This is a genomic window from Hoeflea algicola, assembly GCF_026619415.1.
Lineage (GTDB): Bacteria > Pseudomonadota > Alphaproteobacteria > Rhizobiales > Rhizobiaceae > Hoeflea > Hoeflea algicola.
Genome location: NZ_JAOVZR010000001.1, coordinates 591830 through 607420, shown reverse-complemented (window position 1 = coordinate 607420; position 15591 = coordinate 591830). Strand labels below are relative to the sequence as shown.

Genomic DNA, 15591 nt, shown 5'->3' with positions numbered 1-15591 from the left:
AACCCGTTAGCACGGCTTGCCCCCCCATATCAACCAATCAACATCGACACATCATTCCAGGTCGCGAACAGCATCAGCGCCAGCACAAGGGTCAAACCGAGGCGATAGGCCCATTCCTGCGCCCTCTCGCCAGCCGGACGGCCGCGTACCGCCTCTATTGCGTAGAACACCAGATGACCGCCGTCGAGCATCGGGATCGGCATCAGATTGAGCAGACCGATGGAGACCGACAACACGGCGGCAAGCTGGATCAGCGCGGCAATACCGAGTGTCGACATGTCCTTGGAGTATTTGGCGACCCGAATCGGTCCGCCAAGCTGATCTGCCTTTTCCCGGCCGGTAATGATGTTGCCGATATAGCCGACTGTGCGGGTGACGATGTACCAGCTTTGTGCTGCCCCCTCGCCCACAGCCTCAAGCGGCCCGTATTCGCGGACGCGGAAATTACCGGCATCATTGTTGGTGATCACGCCGATACGGCCGACCTCCATCTTGTTGCCGAAATTGTCGGAGATCTCGGTGCGAACCGGCGTCAGCGTGAGGTCGACGTTTTCACCCTGGCGGTCCATGGTAATGGTGATCGGCACGCCTGGGCGAACGCTGACATAGCGCTGGACGTCGTCGAAAATATCGACGGTCACACCGTCGATCGCCACAAACCGGTCACCGGGCAAAACCCCAGCGGCCTCGGCAGCACTTGCGGGCTGAACCTGGGCCACCACCGGATCGGCAACCATCCGGCCATTGATGCCGAAGCTGACGGCAAAGATCGCAATCGCGAGAATGAAATTGGCGACAGGGCCAGCGGCCACCGTGGCCGCGCGTCGCCACAAGGCCGCGGTGGGAAAGGCGTGCGCCCGATCGTCGGTGTTCAAGTCTGCAGCACCGGCACCGCTGGGCAGGCTGGTTGCGTTCTCATCGCCCAGGAACTTGACGTAGCCACCAAGCGGGATCAGCGACAGCTTCCAGTGGGTGCCGTGCCGGTCGGTGCGGCCAATGAGTTCGGGGCCGAAACCGATCGAGAAGGTCTCGGCCTTGATCCCGCACCAACGGCCGACGAGATAGTGCCCCAATTCGTGAAAGAACACGGCGATCGTCAGCACCAGCAGAAACGGCGGCAGGGCGCTGAGGATGTTTCCAACCGATGAGGTCAGGAATTCCATGGGATTCGGATCCTTTCAGGACGCAGACAGAGGCGCGCCGGTATTGTTCCGCGTGGCGCGGCTTTATGAGTCTCGACTATAGGCCCAGCAACCTTGCGGCAAGCTCATCAGCCACGCCGGCGCGGTCGGCCAGCGGCAGCAGATTGCCGATCAAGAAGGCTGCAAATGCGGCAAAGACAAGGCCATCGACCCGATCCATGACGCCGCCATGGCCGGGAATGAGGTGGCTGGAATCCTTGGCGCCGAAGCGCCGCTTGACCCATGATTCGAACAGGTCACCGGCTTCCGAGGCCACCGCCAACGTCAACGCCACCAGCGGAATCATCCAACCGCCACCCTGACGCACCGCCATGGCAACGCCGATTCCGGCGGCAACCCCGGCGGCAGCACCGAAGATTGCGCCCGACCAGGTCTTGCCCGGCGATATGCGCGGCGCCAGCTTCGGCCCGCCGAGCGCGCGGCCGCAGAAATAGGCAAGGATATCGGTGGCCCAGACGATGGCGAACACGAACAGCATGGCAAACAGGCCGAACAGCCCCTCGCCGCGAATTTCGGCCAGCGCCAACCCGGATAGTCCGGCGTAGACAATTGCGGTCGCCGACCACAGACCGGCGCCGCGCTTAAGCCCGGCAAAGGCCGCACCGGCGGCGCCGATTACAATTGCTGCCAACGCCATCGACGGCAGAAGAACGAAGATAAACAAGGCCGTAGCCAGAATTGCCAACCAGCCGATGGCATTGGCGAGCGGCGCCTTGACCGGCGCATCGACCATCGTCGAGAACTCATAATGGATCAGCACCATGATGAGCACCGCCAGCGCCCGGAACCAGATGCCGCCTGCCCATGTCGCCGTCAGCACCAACAGCGCAAGGATTACGCCAGAAATGATGCGCAGCCGCAGTTCGGACGACATCACGACCCCACCGCGATATCAGGTGCGGAAACCGTGCCGAAACGGCGATCCCTGTGCGCATATTCATTGAGCGCTTCGTAAAAGGCCTTGCGGTCGAAATCCGGCCAAAGACAGGGGATGAACACCAGTTCCGAATAGGCAGCCTGCCACAAAAGGAAATTGGATAGCCGCTGTTCGCCGCTGGTGCGAATCACCAGATCCGGATCGGGAATGCCGGCGGTATCGACCGTGTCTGAGACGGTGTGCTCATCAATCGACGCCGGATCAAGATTTCCCGCACTCACGGCCTCTGCGATCGTGCGCACGGCGCGCACGAGTTCATCGCGGGCGCCGTAATTGAAGGCGATGATCAAGGTCACGCCGGTATTTTCGCGGGTGCGTTCCTCAGCCTCGTCGAGCAGCTTGCGGATATCGGACTGGACGGTCTCCCGGCAGCCGATCACCCGGACGCGAACATTCTCGCGGTGCAGTTCCGCCAGATCCTTGTGGATAAAGAAGCGCAGGATGCCCATCAGGTCGGAAACTTCCTGCTTCGGGCGGTTCCAGTTCTCCGAGGAAAAGGCAAACAGCGTCAAAAATTCGATCTTGGCCTCATGCGCAGTGCGGACCGCCTCGCGGACCCGCTCGACCCCGGCGCGGTGGCCGGCTGTTCGCGGTAACCCGCGCGCGTTTGCCCAGCGGCCGTTGCCGTCCATGATGATGGCAACATGCCTCGGGGTCTTTGCTGCTCGATCGGATTGCATTGTTTTGGCCTTTAATCGACTTGTAACGCGAGTCACGCCTAAACCTGCATGATTTCCTTTTCTTTCTCGACCAGCAAGCGGTCGATCTCATTGATCGTCTCATCGGTCAGTTTCTGCACCAGATCGGAATCGCGCCGGCTGTCATCCTGGCTGATGTCGCCGTCTTTTTCCGCCTTCTTGAGTGAGTCCATGCCATCGCGACGAACGTTGCGGATGGCGACGCGGGCGTTCTCTGCATAGGTGTGGGACACCTTGACCAGATGCTTGCGGCGCTCTTCGTTGAGTTCGGGCAACGGGATGCGCAGATTGGTGCCATCGACGATCGGGTTGAGGCCGAGATTGGCCTCGCGGATGCCACGGTCGACTGCGCCGACCATCTGCTTGTCCCAGACCGAGACACCAAGCATCCGTGCTTCCGGCACGGTGACGTTGGCCACCTGGTTAAGCGGCACGCGCGAGCCGTAGGCTTCAACCATCACCGGATCGAGCACATTGGCCGAGGCCCGGCCGGTGCGCAACGAGGCAATGTCGCTCTTGAACGCGGCAATTGCCCCCTCCATGCGACGTTTAAGTTCCTTCATGTCAGCGCCTTCACTCATCGCTAGTCCTTCCTGCAGTCGATGCTGCTGTGTTTACACGGAGCGCAGGGTGCGCGGCTCACGCTTCAATGATCGCGAACGATGGTCGCCCGCCCTCCGCCTGTCATAATCTTGGCAAAGGCGCCGGCCTCGTGGATCGAGAAGACCACGATCGGGATCCGGTTTTCACGCGCCAGGGCAACTGCGGCGACATCCATTACCGCGAGGCCCTTGTTGAGGACCTCGTCGTGGGTCAGGCTGTCAAAACGGGTGGCGTCGGGAACCTTCTTGGGATCGGCTGAATAGATGCCATCGACCTGGGTGCCCTTGAGAATGGCCTCGGCACCCATTTCGGCGGCCCGCAGGGCTGCGGCGGAGTCGGTGGTGAAGAACGGATTGCCGGTGCCGCCGGCAAAGATCACAACGCGGCCCTTCTGCAGATGATGCAGGGCTGCACGCTGGGAAAAGCTCTGGCAGATCTCCGGCATCGAGATAGCCGAGAGCACCTCGGTGTCGATCCCCAGCTTGCGCAGCGATGTTGCCAACGCCAGTGCGTTGATGACGGTTGCCAGCATGCCCATGTGGTCGCCGGTGACCCGATCGCCGCCCTTGGAGGCGACAGCGACGCCGCGGAAGATGTTGCCGCCGCCAACCACGACACCAACCTCGACGCCCATGGCGCGAACTTCGGCGATGTCGTCGGCGATCCTGTCGACCACGGCGACGTCAATTCCAAATCCCTGCTCGCCCATGAGGGCCTCGCCGGATGCTTTGAGGAGGACGCGTTTGAACAGGGGCTTGGATGTCATGGAAAAGTCCGAATTTCTGTGTCAGGCCCGGATACACGAAGGGCATCGCGTTGTCACGCGATGCCCTAGCGGTTTTTTCGACAATGGGATGAGGATCAGCCCTTGGCGACAGCAGCAACCTCGGCTGCGAAGTCGCTTTCTTCCTTTTCGATACCTTCGCCCAGCTGGAAGCGGACGAAACCGGCGATTTCGACGGGTGCGCCGGCATCGGCTTCAGCAGCCTTGACGGCTTCGGCAACGGTCTGGTCAGGATTGATGACAAAAGCCTGGGACATCAACGCAACTTCCTCGAAGAACTTGCGCATACGGCCTTCAACCATCTTTTCGATGATGTTGTCCGGCTTGCCCGATTCGCGCGCCTGTTCGATGAAGACGGCGCGTTCGCGGTCGGCGATGACCTTGTCGACATCATCGGAGGTCAGCGCAAGCGGGTTGGTGGCGGCGATGTGCATGGCGACCTGACGGCCGATTGCTTCCAACGCTTCAGGCTTGCCAGTCGAACGGACAGCAACGAGCACGCCGAGCTTGCCGAGGCCATCGGCGACGGCGTTATGGACGTAGGTCGAGACCACGCCATTATCGACCGACAGCTTGGCCGAGCGGCGGAAGCTCATGTTTTCGCCGATATGGGCGATGGCGTCCTTGACTGTGTCGACGACCGACTTGCCGGTCGACGCAACGGTTGCGGCACTGACCGATTCGGCGTTGCCATCGGTGGTCAAGGCGACGCTAGCGATCGAGCGGGCCAGTTCCTGAAAGCCATCATTGCGGGCCACGAAATCGGTTTCCGAATTGACTTCGACGGCAACCGCGGAATTGCCCTCGGATGCAACGGCGATCAGGCCTTCGGCAGCGGTGCGGCCGGATTTCTTGTCAGCCTTGGCGATGCCCTTGGCGCGCAGCCAGTCAACAGCGGCTTCCATGTCGCCATTGGTTTCAGCCAATGCCTTCTTGCAGTCCATCATGCCGGCGCCGGTCTTGTCGCGCAGCTCTTTTACCATTGCAGCGGTAATGCTCATCTTAGCCTCTTCATTCTAGATTGACGCCCGGTCCGGCCGGATTGGCTCACGGAAGCGCGGGATCGCCCGACAGCATGTCAACCATGCCAATAAAACATGACAGCCCGGCAAAGCACTGTGGCTTGGCCGGGCCGGTTTTGTCCGAAACCCGGAATCAGGCCTTTGCGGCTTCTTCTGCCGGTGCAGCTTCGGCCGGTGCGGCTTCCGCAGGAGCAGCTTCAACTGCAGCAGCTTCAGGGGCTGCTTCAAGCGCCGGCTCAACCGGGGCATCCATGGCGCCGAGATCGACACCGGAGGCACCCTGCTGACGGGCAATGCCGTCGATGCAGGCGCGGCTGATCAGATCGCAATAGAGCGAAATGGCACGCGAAGCATCATCATTGCCCGGGATCGGGTAATCGACAACGTCGGGATCGCAGTTGGAATCGATGATCGCAACAACCGGAATGCCAAGACGCTTGGCTTCCTGGATGGCAATGCCTTCCTTGTTGGTGTCGATCACGAACATCAGGTCGGGGGTGCCGCCCATGTCGCGAATACCGCCCAAAGCGCGGTTGAGCTTTTCACGCTCGCGCTCAAGGTTGAGGCGTTCCTTCTTGGTGAAGCCCGAAGCTTCCTGTGCAAGGATCTCGTCGAGCTTGCGCAGACGCTGGATCGAATGCGAGATCGTCTTCCAGTTGGTCAGCATGCCGCCGAGCCAACGGGCGTTGACGTAGTACTGAGCCGAACGCGAAGCTGCATCGGCAACGATTTCGGAAGCCTGGCGCTTGGTGCCAACGAACAGCACGCGGCCGCCCTTGGACACTGTGTCGGAGACCAGTTTGAGGGCCTGCGACATCAGCGGCACAGTCTGGCCGAGATCGAGAATGTGAAGGTTGTTGCGCGCGCCAAAAATGTACGGCTTCATCTTCGGGTTCCAGCGGTGAGTCTGGTGACCGAAGTGGACGCCTGCTTCAAGCAGCTGGCGCATGGAAAATTCCGGCAATGCCATGCCTATTACTCCTGTTTCCGGTTGAACCTCCGCAGGGCGTGAGCGCAAAGCGCCACCGGCGGACCGATCCGGATTTCTCCCGAACCAACCCATGCCCCACGTGTGGAATAGGCGTCGCTTACAGACTATCAAAATATTATGCAAGGGTGGCGCGGCTCAAATGTGCCGATTGCCGCCCGGTTCGCGGGGCCATGGCCAAGCCCCGACAGCCTCTTTATCGCGGCGACACCACGGACTGGAGCCGCGCGATGCACCTTGCAGCCGCGGCGACCGCTACTCGGTCGCTGCGGCTTTTTCGCTCTTCAGTCGGGATATGGTTGAGCGGCTGACGCCGAGCATGCGACCGATGGCGGCCGCGGACTTGCCGACCTTGAGCAGCGACAGCGCCTTCTGCTTCTGATGATTGGAGAGTTTTTGCGGGCGACCGGCGGAGACACCAAAGGTTTTCGGCCGGTCCTGGTCGTCGCGGCTCTTGACGTCGGCAACGGCGATCTCGAACTCGATCAGGCCGCGGACGGTCTCGATGACCCGGTCTCCGCCCTCCGACGTGGTGTCGGCCCAGGGTTCGGCGAGAGAACGGAAATAGGCGCCCTTGCGGTGAATTTTCTCGAGCAGGCGCAACAGATCCGGTGCCGAGTCGGCCAGCGAGGCCAAGCGAGTTGTGACCACCGTATCACCGGGCGAGACTTCGGCGAGAAACCTCTCGAAGCCGTCATCCGGGCCGTCGTGCGAGAAATTTTCCTCGCTCCAGACCTTGGCACAACCCTGCCCTTCCAACTGGGCCAGCTGAACTTTGCTTTGATACCATTTCGTTGACACCCGTGCGTATCCTATTTTCACATCTACTCCTCGTTGCTCAGTACCCGAGATGATTTCGGTTGACATTTTGCACGGCATTAATGACGGTATTATGCACGGCATAATGCACGACTGTTAATCTATTGTAAATTTTCATACCCGGCATGGCCGACACGTCAATATTGATTGGAGGGGGAATAGCATGACTGAGGACCTGGTGATCAAGAATCACGATCCAAGCCTTTATAATGAAGACCTGAAGCCGATTGCGATGAAGGACAGAACCTGGGGGTGGTTCGAGATTTTCAACGTCTGGGCCAATGATGTCCAAAGCCTGTTCGGCTATACGCTGGCTGCGTCGCTGTTTTTGACCTTTGGCCTGAATGGCTGGACGGTGTTTGCGGCGATCATGGTTGCCGGCATATTCGTCATGTGGCTGGTCAATCTGATGGGTGAGCCGAGCGTCAAATACGGCATTCCCTTTCCGGTTATGGCGCGCTCCAGCATGGGCATTAGGGGCGCCAATCTTCCCGCTGTGCTGCGCGCCATCGTGGCGATCTTCTGGTATGGTGCACAAACCTATTTCGCCTCCACGGCGGTAGCTCTATTGCTCAAGGCACTGTTCGGCGCTTCGGGTGACGCCATGTTCCTTGGTATGGGCGGGCTCGACTGTATTGCCTTCCTGATGGTCTGGGTGTTCCAGATCTGGCTGTTCTGGAACGGCATCGAGTGGATCACCAAATTTCTCAATTTTGCAGGCCCGTTTGTCTATGCGGTGATGATCCTGCTTGCCGGCATCATCTGGTGGAAGGCCGGCAACGGGCTGTTTTCGGAACTGGGAACGATCTTCCAGGGCACGGGCAGCTATGAGGGCAGCTCGTTTACGGCGTTTCTCGCCATCGTCGGCACGATGATTGCCTATTTCGCCGCCGTTGTGATCAATTACGGCGACTTTTCACGGTTCGTGAAAACCCAGGGAGAAATGAAGAAAGGCAATTTTACCGGTCTTCCGCTCAACATCGCCTTCTTCTCAGCCATCGCGTTGATCGTGACTGCCGGCACCGTGGCCATCTGGGGTGAGGCGCTGACCAACCCCACCGACATCATTGCCCGGGTCGATTCGTTACCGCTGACGGTGCTTGCGGCACTTATGTTCTTTGCCGCGACGGTGGGGATCAATCTGGTGGCAAACTTCATCCCGCCGGCCTACGACCTTGCCAACCTCTACCCGAGCAAGATCAGTTTCCGCATTGGCGGATTGATCACCTCGGGCTTTGCGCTGGTCATCGGCGGGTTGTGGGTCTCGGTCATCAGTCAGATCGGCATCTTCAATTTCGTCAATACGCTCGGCGCGATCCTGGCCCCGGTCTACGGCATCATGATTGTCGACTATTACATGATCAAGAACGGCAAACTTGACGTCCAGAAGCTGTTTTCGACCGATCCGAACGGCGCGTATTTCTATGATAATGGCTGGAACAAGCGGGCCCTGATCGCCTTTGCGCTGACTTCGATATTTTCAGTCGCAACCGTCTGGCTGCCGGCGCTGGAGTTCCTGTCCGGGTTCTCCTGGGTGATCGGCGCAGCACTGGGTGGCCTGGTCTATTTCTTCGTCACCAAGAAATAGCCGAGACAGATCACATGAATTGCAAAGGGGGCGTCCGGTGGGCGCCCCTTTCTGATTGCCGTCAGTCGGGATTTTTGTCGAACCAATCGACGATTGCCGGCATGCTGCTTTCAAAGCCCCCTGGGATGAAGAAATTGAGCAAACCGGCGCGCCGATCGGTGCGATTGCGGAAATCATGGGTAACGGTGGCCGGGATCCTTATGAAATCGCCGGGACCGAATTGCTGCCACTCTTCACCGATCAGAATGCCGGGCGCCCCTTCAAGCACGTAAAACACCTCGTCATTGGCCTCGTGGCTGTGCGCGCCGACGCCTTCCGTCCCCGGCTCCATCCACCATTCCGAAACACAGTAGCGGCTACCGGTCTCGCCCTCGTCGGCCTTGAACAGCGCTGTCATCTTCCCGAGATCGTAAGAACGTCCCTCGCCGCTTCTGAGAATAATTGTCTCCGCCATCGGCATGCCTCCGCTGCTGATCCAGGCAGCAAGAAAACACCATTTCGGAAAGAGCTACAAACTCAAAGACACATCACAAACAGCCTTTGCCGGTTCACACTCAAGTCTGCTCAGAAAAGGCCGTTGCCGTTCTCTGAGTGATCGCCAATCACTTGCAACACATCCCAATGCTCGACGATCTTGCCGTTGTCATCGAAGCGGAAGATGTCGATGCCGGCGTAGTCATCACTGCCGGGCCAGACCTGGTGGCAATGCAGCACGACGAAATTGTCTTCGGCGATGGCGCGTTTGAAATGGGTGAGCTTGCCCGGAAATTCCTTCGCCATCCGTTCGAAATAGGCGATGAAGGCTTCCTTGCCGTCGGCGACATGGGGATTGTGCTGGATATAGTCGTCGCCGGCGAACTGCTCGATCGCCGCGCGCGGCTCGCACTTGTTGAACATCATGTCGTAAAACGCGATCGCGTTTTGCTTGTTGCTGCCGGCGTCGGTGGCCATGGTGCGTTCCTTTGTGGTTTTGCGGAGGTGGCCTTCGCAGCCCGGCGCATGACGCTACGGGTGAAACGGCAGCCAAATCGGCGACCTCCCGGATAAACTCGTGACGCACCTATGGAATAGGTGCTGCGTGCAGGCAACAGGCCGGATTAGCAATTTCGACGGGTGTGTACTGGCGCACACCAGCCCGTTGGCGCCACCTATTGCTTGCACCAATAGAATTTCTCTGTCGTATTGGTAGCGTGGCGCGCCCGAAAAACTTGGCGAGCGATTGCATCGGCGCTGATCTTTTCGGGAAGTTCTCGACGGCATTCGTTTTCTGACAAATTTTATTCTCCGGTCATTGAGAATTTCGATGATCTTTCTTTTCGTTGATTTAGGGACTACCGACCATGCGAGATCCGAAACTATCAACCGCCCTGGTTTGTGGCCTGTTCACATCGGCCATACTGCTGACCGCCGCCGCCCAGGCCGAGTATCAGCCAGGCGACGCCAGATGTCAGCCGCACGTCGTGTGCTATGCGGCCTGCGTCGATGGCAAGACACATGGCTTTGATGATTCACGGGTTAGTCCCGGTCGGCAGGAATACAAGGAAGCAGCCAAGGCTGCCGACAAGATCTGTGCCGCACAGTGCAGCGCAGAACCCCAAGGGCGCGAAGACGATGTGCGCAAGGCCTGCGCCATCGACTCGTACGAGGCTCTCTTGCGCGGCGACATCACCATCGTCAATTAGACCCTCACACAGCCTGGCGGGTTTCCAGCCTGCGGACCGGATAGCGGTACCCGGGCGCGGCGGCAGAATGCACGCCCATCACGCCGGTACGGGTGTGACCACGGGAACCGTCCATTGTTCGATGTCGTCGCGTTCGCCGATCAGCGCCAGTCCATGGGCGATCGAGATCAGTTCGCCGCCGGTCTCAATGCAGTCGGCGGCAAAGCGCTCTGCAAAGATGTTTCGGACCGCCGGGACGAATGAAGTGCCACCGGTAAGAAAGACCTTGTCGACGGCGCCGGCAGCGGTGCCGGTCTTTTCCAGGACATCGTCGAGCGCTGCGGTGATGGCTGCCAGATCGGCCTCGATCCAGGTTTCGAAATCCTGCCGTCTCACAATCTTTCGGCCGGCCGCGCCCAGCGGCGAAAACTCGAATTCGGCCTCCTCTGCGCCCGACAGCGCCATCTTGGTTGCCGATACCGCCTGGTGCAGCTGGTAGCCCTCGTCATGCTCGATCAGATCGATGAACAGTTCGAGCTTGTCCGGTTCCACCGCCTGGCGGACCAGCGCCTTGAGGTCAGCATATTCCTTGGTGGTCTTGAAGATCGACAGCTGGTTCCAGCGCGAGAAATTGCGGTAGTAATTTCCCGGCACATCCAGCCTCTTGCCGAAGCTCTTGAACTGGCTGCCTTTTCCAATTTCAGGCGCGACCAGATGATCGATCATGCGGGCATCGAACTGGTCGCCAGCCACGCCGACGCCGGACTGACCGACCGGAATGGCGCTGACGCGACCGGCTTTGGTCTCGAACCGGATCAGCGAGAAATCGCTGGTGCCGCCGCCGAAATCAGCCACCAGCACGGTGGCGTCGTGCGTCAGATTTTGCGCGAAGTAAAAGGCCGCGGCCACCGGCTCGTAGACATAATGGAGCTCCGGAAAACCCAAGCGTCCGAGAGCTTCGCTGTAGCGGCGAATGGCCAGATCTGCATCCGGATTGGCGCCGGCAAAATGCACCGGGCGTCCGGTGACGATGCGGCTGACCGGAGATGGCCAGTTATCGCCTGCATAGTTTTCCAGCCGTTTGAGGAAGACCTCCATCAGGTCCTCGAACTGAAACCGGCGCGCATGCACCAGTGTGCCCTGAAACAAAGGGGACGCCGCAAAGGTCTTGATCGACTGCAGGAAGCGGCACTCGCCGGGATTATCGATGAAGGTGCTGATGGCGGAGGAACCGGCTTCTACCTGCAAGGCGCTGGCGCCAAGTTGCGGATCCTTGATGAAGGAGAGCGCGGTGCGCATGGTGTCGCTGGAGCCGGCGGGAGAGTCGAACCGAATTGACGCTGTCTCCTCCCCCTGGGCCCGTTGCGCCAGCACAGTGTTCGTCGTGCCAAAATCGAGCCCAAGCGCATTCGCCACAGCTGATGCTCCATTCTGTCTTGCGGTTGATATGAGGTCGTGTGGCACCGCGAAGCGGACACCAAAGAGCGGGCCTCATGCCACAGCGAGGCAACGCCGTCCACCCGGCAGCGGTTGGATCGCAAAACCAATCGGGGATCATCAAGACGCTTTGGCGATCACAAATACGGAAACAGGGCCCACATGTTCCAGCGTCATCACGCAAACAACCGGTTCACTGCGGCTGATGCCCGCACGAGGCCTGGCTTCGGCCGGCAAATCCCTGACTGTGACCCGCAGGCGCACTATCGGTCGCTATTTGGAGCAGCCCGGTCCGGCTATTCCTTGCACGGCGCCGGGTCGTACATATCAAGCTGCGCCAGTTGGCCTTCCAGCACGAAATCGCCGTAATCCATGGTCAGGTCGCGGGTGACGCCATTCTCGTAAAGCTTGAAAGCGATCGAATAGACAGGCAGACCATCGCCCTGGGCCTGTTCCTCGAAATAGGACATCGATACCGGCCAGAACGCTTCATCGGCGAAGGCACCTGCCTTCTTGGCTTCCGCGTCGCCGCTCTCGGGCGTTTGCTTTTCACCCAGCACGGTGGTGGTGATCATCGCCTTGTCGCCCTCGTCGGAGCCGTCATAGATACGCGATTCATAAAACCGTTCACCATTCTTGGCATGATCGATCATTTCGATCATGTGTTCGGTAGGAAAAAGCGCCTCGGGGATGTCGAGCGCCACCTTGTCGGGCTCTTCCAGCGTTACCGCCAGGCCCTCGCCCTTGGCCTCGGCGGCGCCGCGAATTTCGCGGTCGAGCTGCTGATTGACATAGGAGCGGGTGACAAAGCGGAAGCTGCGGTCACGGATATCCTCAAACGTCGTGGTCTGCTGATCGGTCACGCGCGAATCATCGGCGGTGGCTATCTCGGTGACAAAGCGAAAACTCACGGTGTAGCCCTCGCAGGCCGAGCCATTGAACTCATAGACCATGCGGCCGACCATGTTGGAGATACCAGATCGCTCGGACGCATCCTTGAGCGACAGATCATAGACCGCACGGTGGGCGGCAAGCGTCGCCGCCCCGGCCTGGGCGGCAGTGGTGGCGGGCGCAATCGCAAGGGCTGCGAGTGACGCGGTAACAAGCAAGCGCATCAGGTTTTCTCCTGTCGAATCCTGTGGCGATGTTATAAGACCAGTCACGGCAAAAGCGAGGCGGAACTTCGTTGATCCGGTGATTCCGGCCGAAAACCCCCGCATGTCCGATCAATAGCCAAATTAGCTAGATGGAGCCTACCATGACCGACAGCATTCAATCCCGCCTCGACGCCCGCAACATTGTGCTGCCGGAGGCCGCCGCACCGGCTGCCAATTACCTGCCTTACGTAATCAGTGGATCGCTGCTGTTCGTCTCGGGGCAACTGCCGCTCAAGAACGGCGCGCTGACCGCCACCGGGCTCTTGGGCCGTGATCTCGACGTGGCAACGGCCGAAAAGGCTGCGGAACTGTGCGCGATCAACATCCTGGCACAGGCCAAAGCCGCACTTGGCGGCGATCTCGATCGGATCGTGCGGGTGGTCAAGCTCGGTGGTTTTGTCGCCTCCGAACCCTCATTTACCGATCAGCACCTGGTGATCAACGGCGCCTCGAACCTGATTGCCGAGATCCTTGGTGACGCAGGCAAGCACGCCCGCGCTGCCGTCGGCACCGCCAGCCTGCCGCTCAATGCGGCGGTCGAGGTCGATGCCATCATCGAGATCCGATAAGAGGCAACCCCATGGAATCCGAACACACCGACCTTCTCTGGCTGATCTCCCGGCCGATCGCCCATCGCGGCTATCACGACATGAACCAGACCATCTGGGAAAACACCAGGAGCGCCTTTGCGCGGGCGATCGAGGGTGGCTACGCGATCGAGTGCGACGTGCATATCGCCACCGATGGCGTGCCGGTGGTGTTTCATGATGACGACCTCGAACGGCTGTGCGGGTTGCGGGGCGACGTGCGGGCAAAGACATCGAAGGAACTGGCGCAACTCTCCATCGGCGGCACCGCCGACCGGATCCCGTCGCTGCCAGATCTGCTCAAGCAGGTGGACGGCCAGGTGCCGCTGGTAATCGAGCTGAAGGCTCGGCCTGGCGACGACGAGGGCCTGGCCGACGCGGTGGTCGAGTGTCTCGAAGGCTATGACGGACGGGTGGCGCTGATGAGCTTCGATCACGCATTGTTGCGTGATCTCAAGGCGGCCGGCGCCACCTGCCCGCTTGGCCTGACTGCGGAAGGGGTCAAACCCGAAACCGCCTTCGTGCATGAAGAAGCGATGCAATTGGGGCTGAACTTCATCTCCTATTGCGTGCATCACCTGCCCAACAGCTTCATCGAGGCGCAACGGGCGCAGGGCGTGCCGATCATTACCTGGACGGTGCGCAACACCAATGCCGTCGAGCTGACCCACAAGTATGCCGACCAGATGACCTTCGAGGGGTTTGATCCGGACGAGCTTGAAGAAGACTGACCTTGTCAATTTGCTGTCAGTTCATACGTTAAGGACCACCCCGTTGCGGATGCCAGGCAAGGGTGGATCGGAGTCCCATGAGCACTGAAGAGAATGCGCACACGCTTACCACCATCGACGGCATGCATGCGGTCACCGCAGATGAGTGGAGCCGTTTAGGTGGCGCATCAAGGGGTTCTGAAGCTGAATCCGGAATTCCCTATAACCCTTTCGTAAGTCACGCTTTTTTGTCTTCACTTGAAGAATCAGGTTCGGTATCGGCGGAGACCGGCTGGCTGCCAAGGCACATTGTTCTGCGCGGCCCGGAGGGTGATCTGCAGGGGGCGATGCCAGCCTATATCAAGAGCCATTCGATGGGCGAATATGTGTTCGACCATGCGTGGGCCGACGCCTTTCAGCGGGCCGGCGGGAACTATTATCCGAAGCTCCAATTCGCAGCACCCTTCACACCGGCGACCGGGCCGAGGCTGTTGGTGAGGCCGGGCCCGGGTGCGGAATCGGGGCGCCGCGCGCTGGCCGCCGGCGGGAGATCCCTGTGCACCCAGTTGGGGTTGTCGTCAGCGCATGCGACCTTCGTGCCGGAGGCGGAACTGGCGGCATTCGAGGCCGAGGGCTACCTGCATCGCACCGATCAGCAGTTCCATTTCCACAATGAGGGCTATGGCAGTTACGAGGATTTTCTCGCCACGCTAGCGTCGCGCAAACGCAAGCAGTTGAGGAAGGAACGCCGCAGCGCACTTGAGGGCGGCATCGAGATCGAGTGGCTCAGTGGCGCCGATCTGAGCGAAAGCGTGTGGGATGTCTTTTATGAATTCTACATCGACACCGGCAATCGCAAATGGGGGCGGCCCTATCTAACACGGCCGTTCTTCTCGCTGATCGGCGAGCGCATGGCCGAAGATGTGCTGCTGATAATGGGCAAGCGTGAAGGGCGCTATATCGCCGGCGCGATCAACTTCATCGGTGGCGATTGTCTCTATGGCCGGCACTGGGGCTGCGTCGAGGATCACCCGTTCCTGCACTTCGAGGTGTGCTACCATCAGGCAATCGATTTCGCCATCGCCAAGGGCCTGAAGCGGGTCGAGGCCGGCGCCCAGGGCGAACACAAACTCGCGCGCGGTTATCTGCCGGCGACCACCCATTCTGCCCATTACATTGACCATCCCGGGCTCAGGCGCGCGGTGGCCGACTATCTGGCGCGCGAACGCGAGGACGTTGCCCATATCGGCGCGGTGCTGGCCGAACATGGACCGTTCCGCAAAGGCGGTACGGAAGCAGGCTCAGAAGGCGAATAGCGCCCTGCCCTTGCCCGCGGCGACCTGGTAGGCAACCGCGGGCCCGCGTCCGTTTCCATTCAGTCGTAGCCCATTGGGCGTG

General features: G+C 60.0%; 17 protein-coding genes. 5 read left to right on the top strand and 12 right to left on the bottom strand.

Annotated elements, in window-relative coordinates; genetic code table 11:
• Nucleotides 1–29: 29 nt before the first annotated feature.
• From rseP to OEG84_RS03040, 8 genes are all read right to left on the bottom strand, one after another.
• Nucleotides 30–1163 carry an RIP metalloprotease RseP gene (gene rseP, locus OEG84_RS03075; protein WP_267652372.1) on the bottom strand — a complete coding sequence of 378 codons (1134 nt, stop codon included), beginning with the start codon at nt 1161–1163 and terminating at the stop codon, nt 30–32.
• 76 nt (nt 1164–1239) lie between these two features.
• Nucleotides 1240–2076, bottom strand: a complete 837-nt coding sequence (locus OEG84_RS03070) for a phosphatidate cytidylyltransferase (RefSeq protein WP_267652371.1) — start codon at nt 2074–2076, stop codon at nt 1240–1242.
• Complete coding sequence (locus tag OEG84_RS03065) at nt 2076–2819, bottom strand: isoprenyl transferase (protein WP_267652370.1); 744 nt, start codon at nt 2817–2819, stop codon at nt 2076–2078. Before OEG84_RS03065 ends, OEG84_RS03070 begins: the two co-directional genes overlap by 1 nt.
• Before the next feature lie 38 nt (nt 2820–2857).
• Nucleotides 2858–3418 carry a ribosome recycling factor gene (gene frr / locus OEG84_RS03060; RefSeq protein ID WP_267652369.1) on the bottom strand — a complete coding sequence of 187 codons (561 nt, stop codon included), beginning with the start codon at nt 3416–3418 and terminating at the stop codon, nt 2858–2860.
• A 65-nt stretch (nt 3419–3483) separates the two neighbouring features.
• On the bottom strand, nt 3484–4206 hold the full coding sequence (pyrH, locus tag OEG84_RS03055) for a UMP kinase (RefSeq protein WP_267652368.1): 723 nt from the start codon (nt 4204–4206) through the stop codon (nt 3484–3486).
• Between the two features lie 95 nt (nt 4207–4301).
• The gene (gene tsf, locus OEG84_RS03050) at nt 4302–5225 is read right to left on the bottom strand and encodes a translation elongation factor Ts (RefSeq protein ID WP_267652367.1); all 924 of its coding nucleotides are present in this window, start codon (nt 5223–5225) and stop codon (nt 4302–4304) included.
• Nucleotides 5226–5379: 154 nt separating this feature from the next.
• Nucleotides 5380–6216, bottom strand: coding sequence for a 30S ribosomal protein S2 (gene rpsB, locus OEG84_RS03045; RefSeq protein ID WP_267652366.1), 837 nt, complete (start codon nt 6214–6216; stop codon nt 5380–5382).
• Between the two features lie 273 nt (nt 6217–6489).
• A complete protein-coding gene (locus OEG84_RS03040) occupies nt 6490–7056 on the bottom strand; it encodes a recombinase family protein (protein ID WP_267652365.1) in 567 nt (188 codons plus the stop codon).
• A 160-nt stretch (nt 7057–7216) separates the two neighbouring features.
• On the opposite strand from OEG84_RS03040, the gene OEG84_RS03035 reads away from it, so the two are divergent.
• Complete coding sequence (locus OEG84_RS03035) at nt 7217–8641, top strand: NCS1 family nucleobase:cation symporter-1 (protein WP_267652364.1); 1425 nt, start codon at nt 7217–7219, stop codon at nt 8639–8641.
• A gap of 61 nt (nt 8642–8702) precedes the next feature.
• On the opposite strand, the gene OEG84_RS03030 is transcribed toward OEG84_RS03035, so the two are convergent.
• Nucleotides 8703–9095, bottom strand: coding sequence for a cupin domain-containing protein (locus tag OEG84_RS03030; protein WP_267652363.1), 393 nt, complete (start codon nt 9093–9095; stop codon nt 8703–8705).
• A gap of 110 nt (nt 9096–9205) precedes the next feature.
• The gene (locus OEG84_RS03025; protein WP_267652362.1) at nt 9206–9592 is read right to left on the bottom strand and encodes a nuclear transport factor 2 family protein; all 387 of its coding nucleotides are present in this window, start codon (nt 9590–9592) and stop codon (nt 9206–9208) included.
• A 389-nt stretch (nt 9593–9981) separates the two neighbouring features.
• On the opposite strand from OEG84_RS03025, the gene OEG84_RS03020 reads away from it, so the two are divergent.
• Nucleotides 9982–10323, top strand: a complete 342-nt coding sequence (locus OEG84_RS03020; protein WP_267652361.1) for a hypothetical protein — start codon at nt 9982–9984, stop codon at nt 10321–10323.
• Nucleotides 10324–10401: 78 nt separating this feature from the next.
• On the opposite strand, the gene OEG84_RS03015 is transcribed toward OEG84_RS03020, so the two are convergent.
• A complete protein-coding gene (locus OEG84_RS03015; protein ID WP_267652360.1) occupies nt 10402–11718 on the bottom strand; it encodes an Hsp70 family protein in 1317 nt (438 codons plus the stop codon).
• Between the two features lie 317 nt (nt 11719–12035).
• Entirely contained in the window at nt 12036–12854 is an 819-nt protein-coding gene (locus tag OEG84_RS03010; protein WP_267652359.1) for a cell envelope integrity EipB family protein, read from the bottom strand.
• Nucleotides 12855–12997: 143 nt separating this feature from the next.
• Between OEG84_RS03010 and OEG84_RS03005 the strand changes: the two genes are divergently transcribed.
• From OEG84_RS03005 to OEG84_RS02995, 3 genes are all read left to right on the top strand, one after another.
• Nucleotides 12998–13465 (top strand): RidA family protein, encoded by a 468-nt coding sequence (locus OEG84_RS03005; protein ID WP_267652358.1) that lies wholly within the window; start codon nt 12998–13000, stop codon nt 13463–13465.
• A gap of 11 nt (nt 13466–13476) precedes the next feature.
• Nucleotides 13477–14214: a glycerophosphodiester phosphodiesterase gene (locus OEG84_RS03000; RefSeq protein WP_267652357.1), complete on the top strand. Its 738-nt coding sequence runs from the start codon at nt 13477–13479 to the stop codon at nt 14212–14214.
• 122 nt (nt 14215–14336) lie between these two features.
• A complete protein-coding gene (locus tag OEG84_RS02995; protein ID WP_267656067.1) occupies nt 14337–15509 on the top strand; it encodes a GNAT family N-acetyltransferase in 1173 nt (390 codons plus the stop codon).
• The last annotated feature ends 82 nt before the right edge of the window (nt 15510–15591 follow it).